The 17275-nt window shown below is 62.7% G+C and carries 15 protein-coding genes; 3 read left to right on the top strand and 12 right to left on the bottom strand.

The features are described 5' to 3' along the window. Nucleotides 1–26: 26 nt before the first annotated feature. The 5 genes from ABFY71_RS12825 to ABFY71_RS12845 form a co-directional block, all read right to left on the bottom strand. The gene (locus ABFY71_RS12825) at nucleotides 27–938 is read right to left on the bottom strand and encodes a LysR family transcriptional regulator (RefSeq protein WP_347946393.1); all 912 of its coding nucleotides are present in this window, start codon (nucleotides 936–938) and stop codon (nucleotides 27–29) included. 33 nt (nucleotides 939–971) lie between these two features. After that, nucleotides 972–1709, bottom strand: a complete 738-nt coding sequence (locus ABFY71_RS12830) for a TSUP family transporter (protein ID WP_347946394.1) — start codon at nucleotides 1707–1709, stop codon at nucleotides 972–974. Nucleotides 1710–1844: 135 nt separating this feature from the next. Beyond that, on the bottom strand, nucleotides 1845–3743 hold the full coding sequence (locus tag ABFY71_RS12835) for an ABC transporter ATP-binding protein (protein WP_347946396.1): 1899 nt from the start codon (nucleotides 3741–3743) through the stop codon (nucleotides 1845–1847). Further along, nucleotides 3740–5596 carry an ABC transporter ATP-binding protein gene (locus ABFY71_RS12840; protein ID WP_347946397.1) on the bottom strand — a complete coding sequence of 619 codons (1857 nt, stop codon included), beginning with the start codon at nucleotides 5594–5596 and terminating at the stop codon, nucleotides 3740–3742. The genes ABFY71_RS12835 and ABFY71_RS12840 overlap by 4 nt, the downstream gene beginning before the upstream one ends. A 168-nt stretch (nucleotides 5597–5764) precedes the next feature. Then, nucleotides 5765–6748: a heparan-alpha-glucosaminide N-acetyltransferase gene (locus ABFY71_RS12845; protein WP_347946399.1), complete on the bottom strand. Its 984-nt coding sequence runs from the start codon at nucleotides 6746–6748 to the stop codon at nucleotides 5765–5767. Nucleotides 6749–6903: 155 nt separating this feature from the next. On the opposite strand from ABFY71_RS12845, the gene lhpI reads away from it, so the two are divergent. Beyond that, nucleotides 6904–7845 (top strand): bifunctional Delta(1)-pyrroline-2-carboxylate/Delta(1)-piperideine-2-carboxylate reductase, encoded by a 942-nt coding sequence (gene lhpI / locus ABFY71_RS12850; protein ID WP_347946400.1) that lies wholly within the window; start codon nucleotides 6904–6906, stop codon nucleotides 7843–7845. Here the strand turns inward: lhpI and ABFY71_RS12855 are convergent, their stop codons facing one another. The 7 genes from ABFY71_RS12855 to ABFY71_RS12885 form a co-directional block, all read right to left on the bottom strand. Further along, on the bottom strand, nucleotides 7846–8877 hold the full coding sequence (locus ABFY71_RS12855) for a trans-3-hydroxy-L-proline dehydratase (protein WP_347946401.1): 1032 nt from the start codon (nucleotides 8875–8877) through the stop codon (nucleotides 7846–7848). Nucleotides 8878–8907: 30 nt separating this feature from the next. Beyond that, nucleotides 8908–9909, bottom strand: coding sequence for a 4-hydroxyproline epimerase (locus tag ABFY71_RS12860; RefSeq protein ID WP_347946529.1), 1002 nt, complete (start codon nucleotides 9907–9909; stop codon nucleotides 8908–8910). 187 nt (nucleotides 9910–10096) lie between these two features. Next, the gene (locus tag ABFY71_RS12865; RefSeq protein WP_305582869.1) at nucleotides 10097–10822 is read right to left on the bottom strand and encodes an ABC transporter ATP-binding protein; all 726 of its coding nucleotides are present in this window, start codon (nucleotides 10820–10822) and stop codon (nucleotides 10097–10099) included. Then, complete coding sequence (locus tag ABFY71_RS12870; protein ID WP_347946403.1) at nucleotides 10819–11604, bottom strand: ABC transporter ATP-binding protein; 786 nt, start codon at nucleotides 11602–11604, stop codon at nucleotides 10819–10821. The genes ABFY71_RS12865 and ABFY71_RS12870 overlap by 4 nt, the downstream gene beginning before the upstream one ends. 2 nt (nucleotides 11605–11606) lie before the next feature. Further along, nucleotides 11607–12569, bottom strand: coding sequence for a branched-chain amino acid ABC transporter permease (locus ABFY71_RS12875; RefSeq protein ID WP_347946405.1), 963 nt, complete (start codon nucleotides 12567–12569; stop codon nucleotides 11607–11609). A gap of 1 nt (nucleotide 12570) precedes the next feature. Further along, on the bottom strand, nucleotides 12571–13485 hold the full coding sequence (locus ABFY71_RS12880) for a branched-chain amino acid ABC transporter permease (protein ID WP_305582863.1): 915 nt from the start codon (nucleotides 13483–13485) through the stop codon (nucleotides 12571–12573). Between the two features lie 78 nt (nucleotides 13486–13563). After that, nucleotides 13564–14661: a branched-chain amino acid ABC transporter substrate-binding protein gene (locus ABFY71_RS12885; RefSeq protein ID WP_347946406.1), complete on the bottom strand. Its 1098-nt coding sequence runs from the start codon at nucleotides 14659–14661 to the stop codon at nucleotides 13564–13566. Between the two features lie 184 nt (nucleotides 14662–14845). Here ABFY71_RS12885 and ABFY71_RS12890 point away from each other — a divergent pair, with 184 nt between their 5' ends. Then, a complete protein-coding gene (locus tag ABFY71_RS12890; RefSeq protein WP_305582859.1) occupies nucleotides 14846–15517 on the top strand; it encodes a GntR family transcriptional regulator in 672 nt (223 codons plus the stop codon). 162 nt (nucleotides 15518–15679) lie between these two features. After that, nucleotides 15680–17251, top strand: a complete 1572-nt coding sequence (locus tag ABFY71_RS12895) for a serine hydrolase (RefSeq protein ID WP_347946408.1) — start codon at nucleotides 15680–15682, stop codon at nucleotides 17249–17251. The last annotated feature ends 24 nt before the right edge of the window (nucleotides 17252–17275 follow it).

A 17275-nucleotide genomic window follows, 5' to 3' on the forward strand; every position in this document is an offset into this window, starting at 1 on the left:
GTGAAAGCGCCGAAATGTCGCAAGCCTCAGATTGAGGGGGTATAGGTCTCGCTGCACAGGGCGATAAAGCTCTTCATGGCGGCTGACAAGGGGGTTGATTTGCGGCGGGCGACCAGCAATTGGCGCAGCGCCCATGGCTCGGCGAGCGGGGCGCAGACCAGATCGGTACCGGCCAGCAGATGCAGGCTGGTCGAGCGCAGGAAGCCGATGCCAAAGCCGGCCTCGACCATGCGCACCAGTGCCGGAAAACTCTCGACGCGAAGGGTCTCCGTCAGCGGCTTGCCGGCCGTGTTGGCTGCATCCGCCAATAGTCGGTCGAGCGAGCCGGCGTGATGGATGCCGACAATGGGATGGTCGAGCACGGCAGCAAAGGCAATTTCCTTGCGCGGCTCGATGCTGGCGGCCAGTGGATGGTCGGGCGGCACAACGACCCAGACGCGATCATCCTCGAAGGGTTTGATCTCAAAGCGGGTGAAATCGTAATTGTCGGAAACAATGGCGATATCGGCCCGCCCCTCATCAAGAGCCAGCAGCGCCTTGGCCGCGCTCATTTCCTGAATATCCAGATCAATGCCGAGATGCCGGGCCGCGTAGTGCGCCAACAGTTCTGGCAACCGTCCGGTCAGGGCCGAACTGGTACAGGCCAGCCTGAGCGCGCCGCGATGACCCGAACTGAAATCGGTCATTACCGCGTCAAGATCGGCAATGGCGCGCAACACGGTACGGCAGCCTTCGGCATAGGCCTCGCCCGCAATGGTCAGCCTGACGCCTTGTGCCGAGCGGTCAAACAGCACCACGCCGAGGCGGCTTTCCAGATCGGAGACGCGACGACTGACGGCCGATGAGGCAATGCCTTCGCGCTCGGCGGCGCGACCGATTGAGCCGGTATCAGCCAACAATAAAATCAGGCGCGCGGTAACGCTGTCGAACGGTGCCATCTGGTCCCCTGGCCGGCACCATACTGATCGCGATCAGATCAGCAAGGAAATGCCGCGGCCCAGATAGAATATCCCGATGGCGGTGACAATCCAGCGGGTCCAGGAACGGAAATTGGCATCAGTGAGCCGCTGCAAAATCCAGTGACCGGCGCTGGTACCGGCGATGGCAAAGGGCGCTGCGAGCGCAATGGCACCCCATTCCAGCGGGGTCAGCACCGCCGCGGCATTCCAGTAGAACACCACCTTGGCGGCGTGCGAGACCACCTGCGTCGTCGCCTTGGTGGCGATGATCTTGCGACGATCCATCTGGGTGCGGATAAAGAAGATATCGACGGTCGGTCCAGAGACCCCGACCGCCAGGTTGAGACCGCCACCGAGCAGGCCACAAAAGAAGGCATGCAACGGCTTGCTGGCGTCGAGTTCCAGCCAGCTTTTGGGAATCCAGACCAGAATGGGCAGCAGCCCGATGGCGATGCACACCGTTGTCAGATCCGGTGTATAGCGCACGATGAACAGGATGATGCCCGCCACCAGCAGGCCCAGGCAGATCATGCCCAGTATTTTCCAGTCGATATAGGCCCGTGACATGAAGGCGCGCGAGCCATTGGCCACGATCTGGATGGCGCCCTGCACGGCGATGGCCGTGCCGACCGGCAGGATGGCCAGCAGAATACCCAGCAAAACCAGTCCGCCAGCCATGCCGAACACGCCCGACAAAGTCGAGGTACCAAACACGGCCAGCAGCAACGCCGCACTCACCCACAGACTCACGCACTTCACTCCTGCTGTCGGGGCGCTTCATGCACCGGCGCGGCAAGCGGCGCCAGAACCGATGTGGCAAGAGGGGGTGTCGAGGTGGTCATGCCGGATTGGCAAGCACGGTAAGGCGGCAAGCGCGCACTGGGCTCAGGTGCTCGCCGCCTTGGCATTGGCCTTGCTGACCAGTTCGTCGGGAATGTCGTCAAAGCTGGAGTAGTTCATGTTGTAGAGCTTGGCGTAGAGGCCGCCGAGTTCCATCAACTCGTCATGATTGCCGGTTTCGATCAATTCACCATTCTGCAGCACGATGATGCGGTCGGCGCCGCGAATGGTCGCCAAACGGTGGGCGATCACCATGCCCGTGCGGCCTTCCAGCAGGGTCAGCAAAGCCTTCTGGATCTGCCGCTCGGTATAGGAATCGATGTTGGCGGTAGCCTCGTCGAGCACCAGGATCTTGGCGTCCGCCACCAGGGCACGGGCAAAGCTCAGCAATTGGCGCTGTCCCAGCGACAGATTGGAGCCGCGCTGTTCGAGAATGCTGTCATAGCCGTTTGGCATGCGCTCGATGAATTCGTGCGCCCCGACGGCCTTGGCCGCATCAATGACGTCCTGGCGCGTCGCGTTGACCTTGTTGTAGCGGATATTGTCAAACACGCTGCCGGTGAACAGGAAGGGCTCCTGCAGCACCATGGCGACCTGTTCGCCCAGCGATTGCTGGGTGATATCGCGCACATCATGGCCACCCACCAGCACGGCGCCGGACTGCACCTCGTAGAAGCGGTGCACCAGGGCCATGGCACTTGTCTTGCCCGACCCCGTGGGGCCGATCAGCGCGACCGTCTCGCCCGGATTGACCGTGAAACTGACATTCTTGAGCACCGGGCGATCCGGGTCATAGGCGAAATTGACATTGCGGAACTCGACCGAGCCATCCATGTCACGCGTCAGGGAAATGGCGTCAGGTTTGTCGGTGATCGAGGCGGGAATATCGAGCACTTCGGTAATGCGGCGGCCCGAGGTCATGGCGCGCTGCATGATGGAATACTGCATGGTCAGCGAGCGGATCGGGTCAAAGAAGCGCTGGATGTAGAACAGGAAGGCGACGATGACGCCGATCTCCAGCTTGCCATTGAGCGCCAGCGAGCCACCCACCACCACGACAATGGCCATGGCGGTGCCGGTCAGGGAGTCGACAATCGGCACCATCACCTGGGCAAAGCGCGAACCGATCAACTGGGTGCGCAGATTGGCATAGGCCTTGTCGTCGAACAGGTCGAAATTGACCTTCTGGCGGTCAAGATTCTGCACGGTGCGGACGCCATTGATGCCCTCGGCCATGGCGCCGGCAGTGATCGAATTGGTCTCATGGGCATTCCAGAAGGCGCGCTTGGCGGGAGGCAGCCAGAAGATGCGGACGATGAACAGGATGGGCATGGTGGACAGCGTCAGCAGGCCGAGCCGGAAATCGAGCGACAGCAGCACCACGACGATGCCAATCAGCAGCACCATGTCGCCGACCGAAATCACCGAGGTTTCGAGGAACTCCTGCATGGAATTGACGTCGCCCTGCAACCGGCTCATCAGGCGACCGACTTCGGTCTTGTCCATAAAACTGAGCGAGACGCGCTGCAGTTGGGCGAACATGGCGCGGCGCATGTCGAACAGCACGTTTTCGGCCACCTTGCCCACTTCGGTCTCCTGCACGAAGGAGGCGCCAAAGTTGAAGATGACGGCAACGGCGAAGGCGGCCACCGCCCAGAGCAGATTGGTGGCATTGCCCCCTTCGGTCATGCCGCTGTCGATGGCACGGCCAATGATCAGCGGAATGGCCAACTGGGTAGCGGTGAACACCAGTACCGCCGCAACCGAGAGAACGATCTTGGCCCGATAGGGACGCACGAATGCCCAGATGCGGCGCACCGTCTGGGGATCATAGGCCTTGCCAAAAACGTCCTCTTCAATGCGGTGGCTCCCGACACTGGCGCGGGGTGGACGCTGGCCCGGAAAGGCGGCAACTTCGCGTTCGTCTTCGTCAAGCACGCTCATTGGGCAGCGCTCCCGAGTTCAATATTGTCGCTGGGGCGGGTCTGCAGATCGTAGAGCGCACGGTAGCGACCGCCCTGGGCCAGCAGTTCGTCGTGGCTCCCCTGCTCGACGATTTTGCCATCTTCGAGGAACAGGATGGTGTCGGCATGCAGCAGCGAACTCAGGCGATGGGAAATCACCAGCGTCACCCGGTCGCTGGCATAGCGGCGAATGGCACTGCGAATGCGGTGCTCGGTCCCCGCATCAATGGCAGCGGTGGAATCGTCAAACACCATCACGGCAGGCTTGAGCACCAGGCTGCGGGCAATCGACAGACGCTGGCGCTGCCCACCGGAAAGCGACACCCCGCGTTCACCCACTACAGTGTCGTAGCCGGCGGGCAGACCCATGATGTAATTGTGCAATTGCGCGCTTTCGGCGGCCCGTTCGATCTTGGTTTCCTTGGACCAGGGATCGCCATAGGCAATGTTGTTTTCAATGGTGGTGGTGAACAGGAAGGTGTCCTGCTGCACGACCGCTACCGCGCGGCGCAGTGACTGCAGGGTGACCTGACTGACATCCTGGCCATCAATGGTGATCTTGCCGGCGTCGATGTCGTAAAAGCGCGGGATCAAATGGGCGAGCGTCGACTTGCCGCTGCCGGGGGCGCCAACAATGCCAATGGTCTGGCCCGCTTTTGCCTCGAAGCTGACGCCCGCCAAAGTGGGGTGGGTAGCGCCGGGATAGGTGAAGTGCACATCCTCAAAGCGCAGCGTGCCCTCGGTCAGCTTGAGATCGACCGCGCCGGGCACATCATCAATGGCCAACGGCTCGTCGAGGAAATTGAACAGCCGGTCGCCACAGATGGAAGCACGGGCGAAAGAATTGACCATCAGTCCGAGCTGGCGCACCGGCATCTGCAAAATGGTCATGAAGGTCAGAAACGAGGCCAGCGTGCCCACGCTCATGTCGCCAGCGATCACCTTGTTGCCACCGAACCACAGCACCAATCCCATGGCAGCGAAGAAGGAGAAGGTCATGGCGCTGGTATTGCGTACCCGCACATCGACCCGCTGATGGGACAGCGCCAAGGCTGCACGCGAGGCAGTATCGAATTTGTCGAGCTCGAAATCCTGCGCCGAAAAGGCTCGTACCACGCGAATGCCGCCCAGGTTTTCTTCCATCACCCGGGTCAGGCCGGAGAGCTTTTCCTGCAGGGCGATCCAGGTGGCGCGCAAGGTAAGCTGGGCCACCGAGGAGCGCCAGGCGACGAAGGGCACGAAGCTCAGCGCCAGCAAACCCAGCATCACATCGGTGGTGAGCAGCATGGTGGCCCCCACCCCGATCAGCACCGAGAGCAGCACCATGCGCACGAGGCCCGTGGCAAAGAACATGCGCACACCGTCGAGATCGAGCAGGCCCATGGTGATCAGGTCACCGGTGTGGATCTTGTCATGGTAGGAATAGGAGAGCTTCTGCACCTTGTCGTAAAAGGCCAGCCGCAGCTCATAGCCGACATGGTGGCCCACCGATTCCGAAAAATAGTTCTGCACCAGGGTGAAGGCGCCGCGCGCCACCGAGACGGCCAGCAGCGTCATGGCACTCCAGAACAGGGCCTGTTCGGCCCCCTCGGCGGCGGTGCTGAGAATACCCTGCGCCTGATCAATGGCGTGGCCGAGCAGGCGGGGAATCATCAATTGCAGCACTGAGGCGACAATGGTGGCACCGATGGCCAGCGACGCCTGCCAAGGATGACGCAGTGAAAACAGCGCAATTCGCACCAGCGGGCGGCGGCCCTTACCAGCGTGAGCGGCAGCCAAATGCGCCCGTGCATCGCCGCGAAAATGGTCGCGGCCAGCCGTATGGGTGGTCAAGGAAGTATCCAGACTTCAATAAATGTGGGGTCCGAACGGGCCAGGCGCCAACCGCTACCGGAGTTCGGACAAATCAGCTCGTGGTTTATTGAATGCCCAATCAGCCTACCATTCAAGACGCAATTTGGGCAAAAATGTAATTCGCAACGTTATCAGGCCGGCCTGCCCCTATTGGCTCATATTGAGTTCGGGATAGATCAGCGCCGAACACTGGCGATTGCTGGCGTCCAGAATGGTCTGCTCCTGCGCCGACACCATGCCGGAATAGACGGCGCCCCACAGATCGTTGGCCTCCACGCCCTCGAGGCCGCACTGGCAATAGGTGGTGCAGAGCGGGGCGCTGGTGCCGCCCGCCATGCAGGTGGTCTGGCATGAGCGAAGAAAATCGCTGCTGCGCATGGCGATCTCCGGCTGCAGAACCGCGGCGGCCGGATAGAGCAGGCCCAGCAGAATGGGCTGATGCAGCAGATAGATCAGCAGGCTCCAGCGGCCGAGCAGCGCCAGCAATTGCGGCAGGCGGCCCGCTGGACTGATGGCAGCGAGGCGCCCGGCCAATGGCGAGGCGAGCACCAGACGGGTGGCGATGAGGCCGACAAGGACGACGCCAAACCAGGGAAACAGCGGCACCAGATCATTGGCTGGCGGCGGCACTTGCCAGAAACCGATCCAGGAGAACAGCTTCTCGTTGAACAGCGGGTCCGAATACAAGAATGGCAATATGATAACAATCGCCGCCACCGCGATCGCCAGCCACAGCGGCGCACGCACAAAGGCGAGGCCCAGCAGGCTGAACAGGGCGATGGCGTGCAGCACGCCGAAATAGACAAAGCTGTCGGGAAACACCAGCCAGGTGCCAAGGGTGATCGCCAGCGCTCCCAGCACGACAAAGACGGTACGCCGCCAGAAGCTGGGCCAGCGAATGCCGTTCCCATGCCCGAGCACCAGACCGACGCCGACCAGCAGCATGAATGCCGCCAGAATGGTGCGGGCGATCAGCACCCAATTGGGATCGCGACCGACATCGGGGGCGATGAAGCGCAACAGGCTGAGATCCCAGCACAGATGATAGGCAACCATGGCGATGATCGCCACGCCGCGGGCGATGTCGACAATGGCGTAGCGCGGGCGGGAAATGGTCGGCTCGCTGGTCAAATTGTGCTCTCGTCCCGAAAAGCCGCTGGATTGCTTAGCGACTACCTAGCCGGTTTTGCGGCGCACTCCTAGTTGCGCGTCTTCACGAATAGCGCGCCGGCCGAGGTCGGGCCGCCGCGCGTTGCAAACAACAGCATCGCCCCTATAGTGCCGCCATGAAAACCTATTCCGCCGAAGACGTTCGCCAAGGCCTTGATTGGCCCGTTCTGCTTGCCGCGCTCAAGACGGCCTTTGTCGAGGGGGCGGAGGCGCCCCTGCGCCAGCACCTGCATGTGGGCGACGCTGCCACCAATGGCAATCTTCTGCTGATGCCGGCCTGGCAGCCGGGCCGGCATATTGGCGTCAAGCTGGTGACGGTGTTTCCCGATAATGACCAGCTCGGGCTGCCCGCCGTGGCCAGCGTCTATACCCTGTTCGACGGCAAGACCGGCGCCGTTATTGGCCAGATCGATGGTGGCGAGCTGACCGCCCGCCGTACCGCCGCCGCCTCCGTGCTGGCCGCGACCTTCCTGGCGCGGACCAATGCCCGCCATCTGGTGATCCTGGGCACCGGCCGGGTATCGCGGAACCTGGCCCAGGCCTATTGCGCCATCTTCGCCATCGACAAGCTGACCCTGTGCAGCCGCTCGCTGGACAAGGCGCAGGCGCTGGCCGACGAACTGGGCCCCATTGCGCCGAACATCGTCACCACCACCGATTTCGCCAGCGCCGTCAGCGACGCCGATATCGTCAGCACAGCGACCCTGGCCAAGACGCCGATCATCCTTGGCGAGCTGCTGCGCCCGGGCACCCATGTCGATCTGGTGGGCAGCTTCCGCCCCGATATGCGCGAGGCCGATGACGCCGTGCTCAGCCGTGCCGGGGGAATTTTCGTCGATACCTTTGAGGGCGCCAGCAAGGAAAGCGGCGACGTCACCCAGCCGCTGGCAGCGGGCAATTTGAGCCGGGAGGGCCTGTTGGCCGATCTGGCCATGCTGTGCCGTGGCACCCATCCGGGGCGCCAGAGTGAAACCGCGATCACCGCCTTCAAGTCGGTGGGCACGGCGCTCGAAGATCTGGCCGCTGCCGTGGCACTGACGGCTGCCGACCGCGCCTGACTAGCTGATCCTGGGCCAGGTGTCCGACAGCCGATAGCCTGCCGGCCAGGGATCGGCGGGGTCGAGCATTTCCTGCCGCGTCCCGGTGATCCAGGCGCGGCCGGTAATGGTGGGGATGATCGCCGGCGTGCCGGCCAGATCGGTCAGCGCTTCAAGCTTGCAGAAGAATTCCGAGCCGATGATCGAGCGGCCGACAAACTCATCGCCCACCGCCATCAGCCCGCGCGCATGCAAAGTCGCCATGCGGGCCGAGCAGCCCGTGCCGGTGGGCGAGCGGTCGATCTTGCCCGGCTGGATCACCACAGCATTGGCGCCGGTCAGCCGGCCCTCAACAGTCTCAAGCGGCGCTGCGATCTGGCAGAACGAAATATGGGCCCAGTCGGGATTGGTGGGGTGGGTGAAGCCGAGTTGTTCATTGGCCGCGCGGGTGATGCGGATGCCGGCTTCAGCGATGTCGCGCGCCTCATCCTGGGCAATGGCAAAGCCCAGCGCCCGTGCATCGGCAATCACGAAGCTGTCGCCGCCATAGGCGGTGTCGACGCGCAGCGTGCCGATCCCCTCCACCTCGATAGTGGCATCAAGCCTGTCGACGAAAGAAGGCACATTGCGCACGGTGATCGACTGCGCCTTGCCATCGCGACACTGCGCCACCACTTCCACCAGCCCGCCCGGCGCTTCGAGCACCATGTGGGTTTCCGGCTCGGTCATCGGCACAATGCCGGTATCGAGCAATACCGTCGCCACGCAGATCGAATTGGATCCCGACATGGGCGGGGTGTCCTCGGGCTCCATGATGATCCAGCCCATCACCGCCCGCTTGTCCTTGGCCGGCACCAGCAGATTGATATGGCGGAACACCCCGCCGCGCGGCTCGTTCAGTACGAAATTGCGCAGGCTCTGGTCCCTGGCAATCCAGCGCGACTGTTCCCAGATGGTGTCGCCGGGCGGCGGCGCCACCCCGCCCACGATCACGTCTCCCACCTCACCCTCGGCGTGGCAGGAAACGATGTGAATGGAGCGGGTGGAACGCATGGCAGGGTCTTTCGCGGGCGAAGAATTGGTTTAGCTGACCAGAAAGCCGTGTCTGAACGGGTCGCGGTCATCGACAAAAATGGTGTTGAGGCCGGTCATTCGCGCCCAACCGGCAATCGAGGGCACGATGGCGGGCAGCCCGCCGACGCTCAGCGTGTTCTCCACCTGACCCTTGAAGATCGAGCCGATAATGCTCTCATGGACAAAGGCGTCACCTGCCTTGAGCTTGCCCTTGCCATACCACTGCGCCATACGCGCCGAGGTGCCGGTGCCGCAGGGCGAGCGGTCAATCGCCTTGTCGCCGTAAAACACCGCATTGCGTGCCGTGGAGCCGGCCAGCTTGGGCGCGCCGGTCCACATGATGTGGCTCAGCCCATTGATCTCGGGCTGCTCGGGATGAACAAAGCTGTGCGCCGCGTTCAGCCGTTGCCGCAGCACCGGGCTCCAGCGGATGAAGTCGGCGGCCGAATACCGGTCCATGTCGGCGAAGTTGTCCTGCGGGTCGATGATCGCGTAGAAATTGCCGCCATAGGCCACGTCGACCTTGAGCAGGCCCAGATCAGGGCACTCCACCTCCAGGTCGGTCTTGTAGAGGAAGGACGGCACGTTGGTGATTTTCACCTCTTCGACGTAATCGCCGACCTGGGTGTATTCGGCGATCACCAGCCCGGCCGGCGCTTCGAGCCGCACCACGCCCGGCACCCTGGGCACGATCAGTCCCTGCTCGATCGCCATGGTCACCGTGCCGATGGTGCCATGGCCGCACATGGCCAGGCATCCCGAGGTCTCGATGAACAGGATCGCCATGTCATTGGCCGGGTCACTGGGCGGATAAAGGATCGAGCCCGACATCACGTCATGGCCACGCGGTTCGAACATCAGCGCGGTGCGGATCCAGTCGTGCTGCGCCAGAAAATCGGCGCGGCGCTCCAGCATGGTCTGGCCCTTGAGCTGCGGCCCGCCGCCCGCCACCAGCCGCACCGGATTGCCGCAGGTATGTCCGTCTACGCAGAAGAAGCTGTGTCGTGCCATGGCTGTTCTCGGCTCATAAGTGGTCTGCTGCAGCGGGGTATAAGGTTCGCAGCTGCTGCATTGGACATGCCTTGCCGCAGCGGGCATGTCCAGCACGCCGCTCTGCGTCATTTCCGTCGTCAGGGCCGCACTGCCGCCTTGGCAATTGACGGCCGCGCAGTCTTGCCGTCCCGGGAGCGAGGCCGGATCATTCGCCCAGATAGGCCTGCACGATGGATTTGTCGGCCCGCAGCGTGGCTGCCTCCCCCTGCATGCGGATATGACCGCTTTCGAGCACATAGCCGTAATGGGCAAGCTTGAGCGCGAGGCGCGCATTCTGTTCGACCAGCAGGATGGTGGTCCCGGCCTCGCTCAGCCGTTTGACGATCTGCATGGTCTCGATCACCAGCTTGGGCGCCAGTCCCATCGAAGGCTCGTCCAGCAGCAGCAGGCGGGGGCCATGCATCAGTGCCCGGCCAATGGCCAGCATTTGCTGTTCACCCCCCGATAGCAGCGAGCCATCGCCGTGTTGGCGCTTGGCCAGCACGGGAAACAGCGCGAACACCTCATCCATCCGCTTGCGCCGTGTGGCCGGGTCCTTGACGGTGAACGCCCCCAGTTCGAGATTTTCGCGCACGCTGAGACCGCGCAGCACGTGGCGGCCTTCGGGCACATGCACCAGGCCCCGCCGGGCAATTTCATGCGCCGGGGTCTGGGTGATATCCTCGCCGGCAAAGCGCACTGTGCCGCCCGACGCCCGCACCAGCCCCGAAATGGTCTTGAGCGTGGTGGTCTTGCCCGCCCCATTGGCGCCCAGCAGGGTCACCATGGCGCCAGTCTGCACCTTGAGATCAATGCCGTTGAGGGCCACGATCCGGCCATAGCCAGCGGTGATATTTTCCAGCTCAAGAAGGGTCTCGGTTGGCGCGCTCATAGCAGATCCTCCCCGTCGTCCTGGCCCAGATAGGCTTCGATCACCTTGGGGTTGGCCTGGATCTCCTTGGGCGCGCCCTCGGCGATAATCACGCCATGGTCGAGCACGCTGATGCGTTCGGAGATTTTCATCACCATGCCGGTGTCATGTTCGATCAGCAGCACGGAGATAGCGAGTTCGTCACGAATGCGGCCGATCAGATTGAGCAGGTCCTGTTTCTCGCCGGCATTGAGGCCTGCCGCGGGCTCATCGAGCAGCAGCAGCTTGGGCCGGGTTGCCAGCGCGCGGGCGATTTCGACCCGGCGTTGATGGCCATAGGCCAGATTGGTCGCGTCGCGATCCATCTCATCGGCAATGCCGACAAACTCCAGACACTCAATGGCATGGGCGCGGATCGCTGCCTCCTCGCGGCGCTGGCTGGGCAGGCCCAGAATGGCCGATATGGCGCCGGCACTGGAGCGGCAATGGCTGCCGCTCATCACGTTTTCCAGCACGGTCATCTGCTGGAACAACCGCACATTCTGGAAGGTGCGGGCAATGCCGGCCTGGGTAACCTTGTGCGGCTTGAGCCCCATCAACTCGTGGCCATCGACCTTGATCGAGCCCGATTGCGGTTTGTAGAAGCCGGTAATGCAGTTGAACAGCGAGGTCTTGCCGGCTCCATTGGGGCCAATCAGGCTGACGATCACGTCACGCCCGACGCTGAAGTCGACATTGTCGAGCACGGTATTGCCGGCAAAGCTCAGATTGACGCCGCGCAGTTCAAGCAGGGGAAGGGCCATGCTCATTTCCCCCTCACTGGCCAGATGCCACTGGGGCGGAACAGCATGATCAGCAGCAGGCCCACCGCGAACAGCAGCAGACGATATTCGCCCAGATCGCGCAGCAGTTCGGGCGCCAGCACCACGATGAAGGCGCCGAGGATGACGCCGGGGATCTTGCCCATACCACCCAGAATAACCGCCATCAGGATCAGTACGGATTGCTGGAACGAGAAGCTCTCCGGTGAAATGGCCCCGAGATTGACGGCAAAGAACGCCCCGCTGATCGAGCCAAAGATCGCCCCGATCACATAGGCTGCCAGCTTGACGCGCACCGTATCGATGCCCATCGCCTCGGCTGCGTCCTCATCATGGCGCACATAGAGCCAGGCCCGGCCCAACCGCGAATGCTGCAACCGCACGCTGACGATCACGGCGATGATCGCCAGCACCACGAACACATAGTAGAATTCAAACGGCGTGTTGATGTGCCAGCCAAACAACCAGGGCTGCTGAATGCCCGAAATGCCGCTGGCGCCGCCGGTGATTTCCATATTGCGCGCGCTGAAGCGCACGATCTCGCCAAAACCCAGTGTCACGATCGCCAGATAGTCCGAGCGCAAGCGCAGGGTGGGCGTGCCGATGATGACACCGGCGATCATGGCAGCGCCCACTGCAAATGGCAGGGTGAGCCAGAAATCGAGCCCGAAAATGTGGGTCAGAATGCCCACCGTATAGGCGCCCACCGCAAAGAAGGCCGCATAGCCCAGATCGAGCAGGCCGGCATAGCCGACCACCACATTGAGCCCCAGCGCCAGCACCACATAGAGCAGCGCATTGGTCAGGATCACGGTGGCATAGGGCCCCAGCGAAATGGGGGCAATCAGCAGCAGCGCGACGATCACCGCAAACGCTGCATAGCGTTTCCAGGGCTCGTCGAACTGGGCGATGATATTGTTGAAAGCGTTGGAGCGGGGCTGAGCCATGTTACATGCGCTCCTGCTCGGACTTGCCCAACAGGCCAGTCGGTTTGAGCACCAGCACCAGGATCAGCACGGCGAAGGAGAACACGTCCTTCCACTCGCTGCCAATGCCGGGGATCTGGGTACCAAAGGATTCAAGCAGGCCCAGGATCAAGCCACCCAGCATGGCGCCGGGGATCGAGCCGATGCCGCCGATCACCGCGGCGGTAAACGCCTTGATGCCGATCAGAAAGCCCATGAAATACCAGACCGAGCCATAATAGGCCCCGGCCATGGTGCCAGCCGCGGCGGCCAGCGCCGAGCCGATAAAGAAGGTCACCGCGATCACGGCGGTGACATTGATGCCCATCAGGCGGCACATGTCCTTGTCGATCGAGATCGCCCGCATGGCCCGGCCATATTGGGTGCGCGACACGAACAATTCCAGCGCGATCATCAGCGCGGCGGCGGTGCCCACCAGGATCATCTGATTATAGCTGATGAACAGCAGGCCCAGATTGACGCCGCCAAAGCCGAGATCGGCGCCCATCGGCTGATATTGTCCATGGGTCAGCGTCAGCACGCCATTCTGCAGCACCAGCGAAACCGCCAGCGCCGTAATCAGGATGGAAAGCCGGGGGGCGTTGAGCATGGGTTGGTAGGCAACCCGCTGGATCACCACGCCGAGAAAGCCGACCGCGATCATCGCCACGACCATCGAAACGGCCACGCCAGTCCAGCCCGGCCCGACCATTGGCGCCACCACAGAGAGCACCAGAAAGCCGACAAAGCCGCCGACCATGTACACGTCGCCATGGGCGAAATTGAGCAGCTTCACCACACCGTAGATCATGGTGTAGCCCAGCGCCACCAGCGCATAGAACGAGCCGAGCACAAGCCCGTTCACCAGTTGCTGCAAGAAGATATCAAAGACGGACATGCACAAGTTCCCCCACCGGACGCCGATCGTCATTGGCCCCGCCGCCCATGCGGCGGCGGGGCCAGTGTTCGGGTTGGGCTACTGCGCCAGGCCCCACTTGCCGCCATTGCCCTTCAGCACGACGAAGTTCGAACGGGCGAGGGTGTTTTCGGGGGTGAAGGTGATCTGACCGGCAATGCCGGGATAGTCAGCATCCATCAGCGCGGCGTTGATCGCGGCGGGATCGGTGCTGCCGGCTGCCTCGATTGCGGTGGCGAGCAGGTGCATGCCGTCATAGGCCAGCGGCGCATAGGGGCCCGGAGGCGAGCCATTGGCTGCCGTGTAGTCGGCAATGAAGTCCTTGGCCCCGGGCAGGAACTCAGCGATGGGATTGGAGAACCCGATCACGCCCTCGGCCGCCGAGCCGGCAATGCTGAACAGTTCCGGAGAATTGGAGCCATCGCCCACAGCGATCGTGCCCTGATACCCGGCCTGGCGCAGCTGGCGGATCAGCAGGCCGCCATCAGCATAATAGGCAGTCCAGAACACGGCATCAGGATTGGCCGAACGGATGGCCGTCACGATGGCCGAATAGTCCTGCTCGCCCTTGTTGGCGACTTCGAAGGCGGGGACCGTGTTGCCGGCAGCTTCCCAGTCCTTTTTGGTCAGGTCAGCAAGGTCCTGCGAATAGGCATCGCCCTGGTTGACGATGGCCAGCGATTTCGCGCCAACGGAATTGAAGTACTCGATGGCCTTGGCCACCTGATCATTGCCGGTGGAATTGATCATGAAGGCGTTGCCGGGATTGGCCGGGATCAGCTTGGTGGAATTGGCGCCGGTGATCACGAACGGAATGCTGGCATCGCCGAAAATCTTGAGGGTGGGAACGGTGGCGCCCGAGCAATAGCCCCCGACGACACCCACGACATCGGATGACGCCAGCTTGCTGGCAGCATTGACGGCCTGCTGCGGATCGCAGCCATCATCGCCGATCACCGAGCTGAGCTGCTCACCCAGAACACCGCCCGCAGCATTGATTTCGGAAATGGCCAGATTGACGGCATTGGCCATGTCCTGCCCGTAGGTGGCTTCCGAGCCGGTGGTGGGCGCCAGAATGCCGATTTTCATTTCCGCATAGGCGGGGCCCGCCAAGGCCATGGCAATCGCGGTAGTCGCAAGAAGTGTCGTGAGTTTCATCGTGAAGGCTCCTCAACCTGTTATCGATCCTGGCGTTGTTCCCTCCACCAGGGCATCTAAAACTTAGGTTTGCACGATTGTATCCAATATACAACATGCTATGTTCTGCTTCGGCGCCCAGACGCCGGGAGGCAGATAGCGCCGGCAAAAAGCCGGTATGGGCCACAGTGGAGGAGCTGGATTGATGGAAGGGCTGAGTGCACGAGCGTCCAATATCGGTGCCGGCGCGTCCTCGTCGGACGTGATTCTTGACGCCCTGCGCACGGCCATTATTCGCGGTGAACTCGCAGAAGGGCAGACCCTGCGCCAGGATGCCATTGCCAAGATGTTCAATGTCAGCCGCATCCCGGTGCGCGAGGCGCTCAAGCAGCTCGAAGCCAGCGGCCTGGTCACTTCGGTGCGCTACAAGGGGGTGGTGGTCAGCCGCATCTCGGTCGCCGAGATCCAGGAGATCTTTGACTTCCGCGCCACGGTCGAACCGAAATTGATCGCCCATGCCGTGCCGCGCATGAGCCAGCATTCGCTCGACCATGCCCAGCAGCTTTGCGAAGCCTTTGCCGAGGAAACCGATGGCGTGCGCTGGGGCGATCTCAATCGCCAGTTCCATTCCTCGCTCTATCTCGATGCTGGTCTGCCATATTATTTTGCGGCCGCCGAAGCTGCCAATGACCGCATCGAGCGCTATATCCGCGCCCAGCTCAGCCTGGGCCATGGCCGCGCACTGGCCATTGCCGAGCATCAGCAGATCATCGATGCCTGTCGGGCCGGCGAGGCCGAGCGCGCCGCCGATCTGACGCGCAAGCACATCGTCAAGGCCTCGGAATCGTTGACCCGGATTATCACCGAACGCGGCTGAGCTGGCCCGCGCAGTACGCAGGCCAATAAAATATCTGGCCCTGCCATAACGATACCGTCATTATTGCGGTGGTTTGACAGGGGCGTCGCCGCCGTACGCAGCGTGCGGATTGACGATAGTCAGGAGCTCCCCCTGCGGAGCCAGCCCGGAGGAGCATTCTGCATGACCACCCTAATGTCTCGCGCGCTACCGCTCGCTACTGCCCTGGCCATAATCGGCACCATGGCACCCGTTCAGGCCCAGCCGGCCAATCTCGATCTCAGTGCGGCGCCGAATATGGATGCTGTCAAACTCGCCCCTGGCGGTCTCGATCTGGCCCTCGACCAGCTTGAGGACACCATCGCAACCATCATGGAACGCAGCCTGGTCCCCGGCGTGGCGGTGGCGGTGGTGCATGGCGGCGAGACCGTCTTTGCCCAGGGCTTTGGCGTGCGCAAGCTGGGCGAGGACGATCCGGTTACCCCCGATACCGTGTTCCAGATTGCCTCGGTTTCCAAACCGCTCGCCGCCACCGTGGCAGCCATTGCCGTCAGCAATGGCCTGGTTGCCTGGGATGATCTGGTCACCGCCTATCTCCCCGAATTCCGGCTCAATGACGACTGGGTCACTGAGCACGCGACCATTGGTGATCTCTACGCCCATCGCTCGGGCCTGCCGCTGGGCGGCGGCGATGAGCTTGAAGATCTCGGCTTCACCCGCGCCGAGATCATGGCGCGACTGCGCCTTCTGCCGCTCGACAGTTTCCGTACCTCCTACAATTACTCAAATTTCGGCATTACCAGCGGCGCCGAAGCGGTCGCTGCAGCGACCGGCAAGAGCTGGGAGGATTTGTCCGAAGCGACGCTGTACGACCCACTTGGCATGACGGCGACCAGTTCCCGCAATGCCGACTTCGTCGCCCAGGCCAACCGCGCCAGCCTGCACACGCTGGTCGATGGCAGTTTGCAGCCTCTGTATCAACGCAACGCAGACCCCCAGGCGCCCGCTGGTGGCATTTCCTCCACTGTCATTGATCTGGCCGAATGGCTCAAACTGCTGCTGGCCGATGGCGAACGCGATGGGCAGCAGCTGATCGACCCGGCCGCCCTGCAGGCGGCACTCAGCCCCCAGGCATTCAGCTCGCCCGGCCACGTCCCCAGCGCCCGTCCCAGCTTTTACGGCTATGGCTTCAATGTCGGCATTGGCGCTGATGGCCGCACGGTGTTCGGTCATTCCGGAGCCTTCACCCTGGGCGCTGCCACCCGTATCCAGTTCATCCCATCGGCCGATGTCGGCATTGTCGTTCTCACCAATGCCGGACCGCTAGGCGCGGCCGAAGCCATCGCCAACAGCTTTCTGGACACCGTGCAATTTGGCGAGCCTACCCGAGACTGGTATGACGCCTTCCATCCCCGCATGGTGGCGTTTTACGACCCCGAAGGCGATCTGGCCGACAGCGCGCCGCCCGCCCAACCCGCCCCTGCCCGGCCGCTCGATGCCTATCTCGGCACCTATCAGAACGATTATTTCGGGCCGCTCGAAATCACCCAGGGTGATAGCGGGTTGACCGCCCGGCTGGGCCCGCGCGGCGACAGCTTCGCCCTGATCCATTGGGATGGTGAGGTGTTCGCGATGGCGCCGCGCAACGAGAACGCGCCGGCCGGTTCAAAGTCCTCGGTCACCTTCGATCCGGCGGACGGTAGCGTGCTGATCGAGTATTTCAACCGCAACGGCCTTGGCCGCTGGCAGCGCTGACCGGCAGTTTTGGCCCCGGCCTGA

This window comes from Devosia alba (assembly GCF_039938915.1).
GTDB lineage: Bacteria > Pseudomonadota > Alphaproteobacteria > Rhizobiales > Devosiaceae > Devosia > Devosia alba.

Bases quoted from the DNA above. Each gene is read 5' to 3' on its own strand.
- ABFY71_RS12825 (WP_347946393.1), bottom strand. From the start codon at position 938: ATGGCACCGTTCGACAGCGTTACCGCGCGCCTGATTTTATTGTTGGCT.
- ABFY71_RS12835 (WP_347946396.1), bottom strand. From the start codon at position 3,743: ATGAGCGTGCTTGACGAAGACGAACGCGAAGTTGCCGCCTTTCCGGGC.
- lhpI (WP_347946400.1), top strand. From the start codon at position 6,904: ATGAAAACCTATTCCGCCGAAGACGTTCGCCAAGGCCTTGATTGGCCC.
- ABFY71_RS12855 (WP_347946401.1), bottom strand. From the start codon at position 8,877: ATGCGTTCCACCCGCTCCATTCACATCGTTTCCTGCCACGCCGAGGGT.
- ABFY71_RS12860 (WP_347946529.1), bottom strand. From the start codon at position 9,909: ATGGCACGACACAGCTTCTTCTGCGTAGACGGACATACCTGCGGCAAT.
- ABFY71_RS12865 (WP_305582869.1), bottom strand. From the start codon at position 10,822: ATGAGCGCGCCAACCGAGACCCTTCTTGAGCTGGAAAATATCACCGCT.
- ABFY71_RS12870 (WP_347946403.1), bottom strand. From the start codon at position 11,604: ATGGCCCTTCCCCTGCTTGAACTGCGCGGCGTCAATCTGAGCTTTGCC.
- ABFY71_RS12875 (WP_347946405.1), bottom strand. From the start codon at position 12,569: ATGGCTCAGCCCCGCTCCAACGCTTTCAACAATATCATCGCCCAGTTC.
- ABFY71_RS12880 (WP_305582863.1), bottom strand. From the start codon at position 13,485: ATGTCCGTCTTTGATATCTTCTTGCAGCAACTGGTGAACGGGCTTGTG.
- ABFY71_RS12885 (WP_347946406.1), bottom strand. From the start codon at position 14,661: ATGAAACTCACGACACTTCTTGCGACTACCGCGATTGCCATGGCCTTG.
- ABFY71_RS12890 (WP_305582859.1), top strand. From the start codon at position 14,846: ATGGAAGGGCTGAGTGCACGAGCGTCCAATATCGGTGCCGGCGCGTCC.
- ABFY71_RS12895 (WP_347946408.1), top strand. From the start codon at position 15,680: ATGACCACCCTAATGTCTCGCGCGCTACCGCTCGCTACTGCCCTGGCC.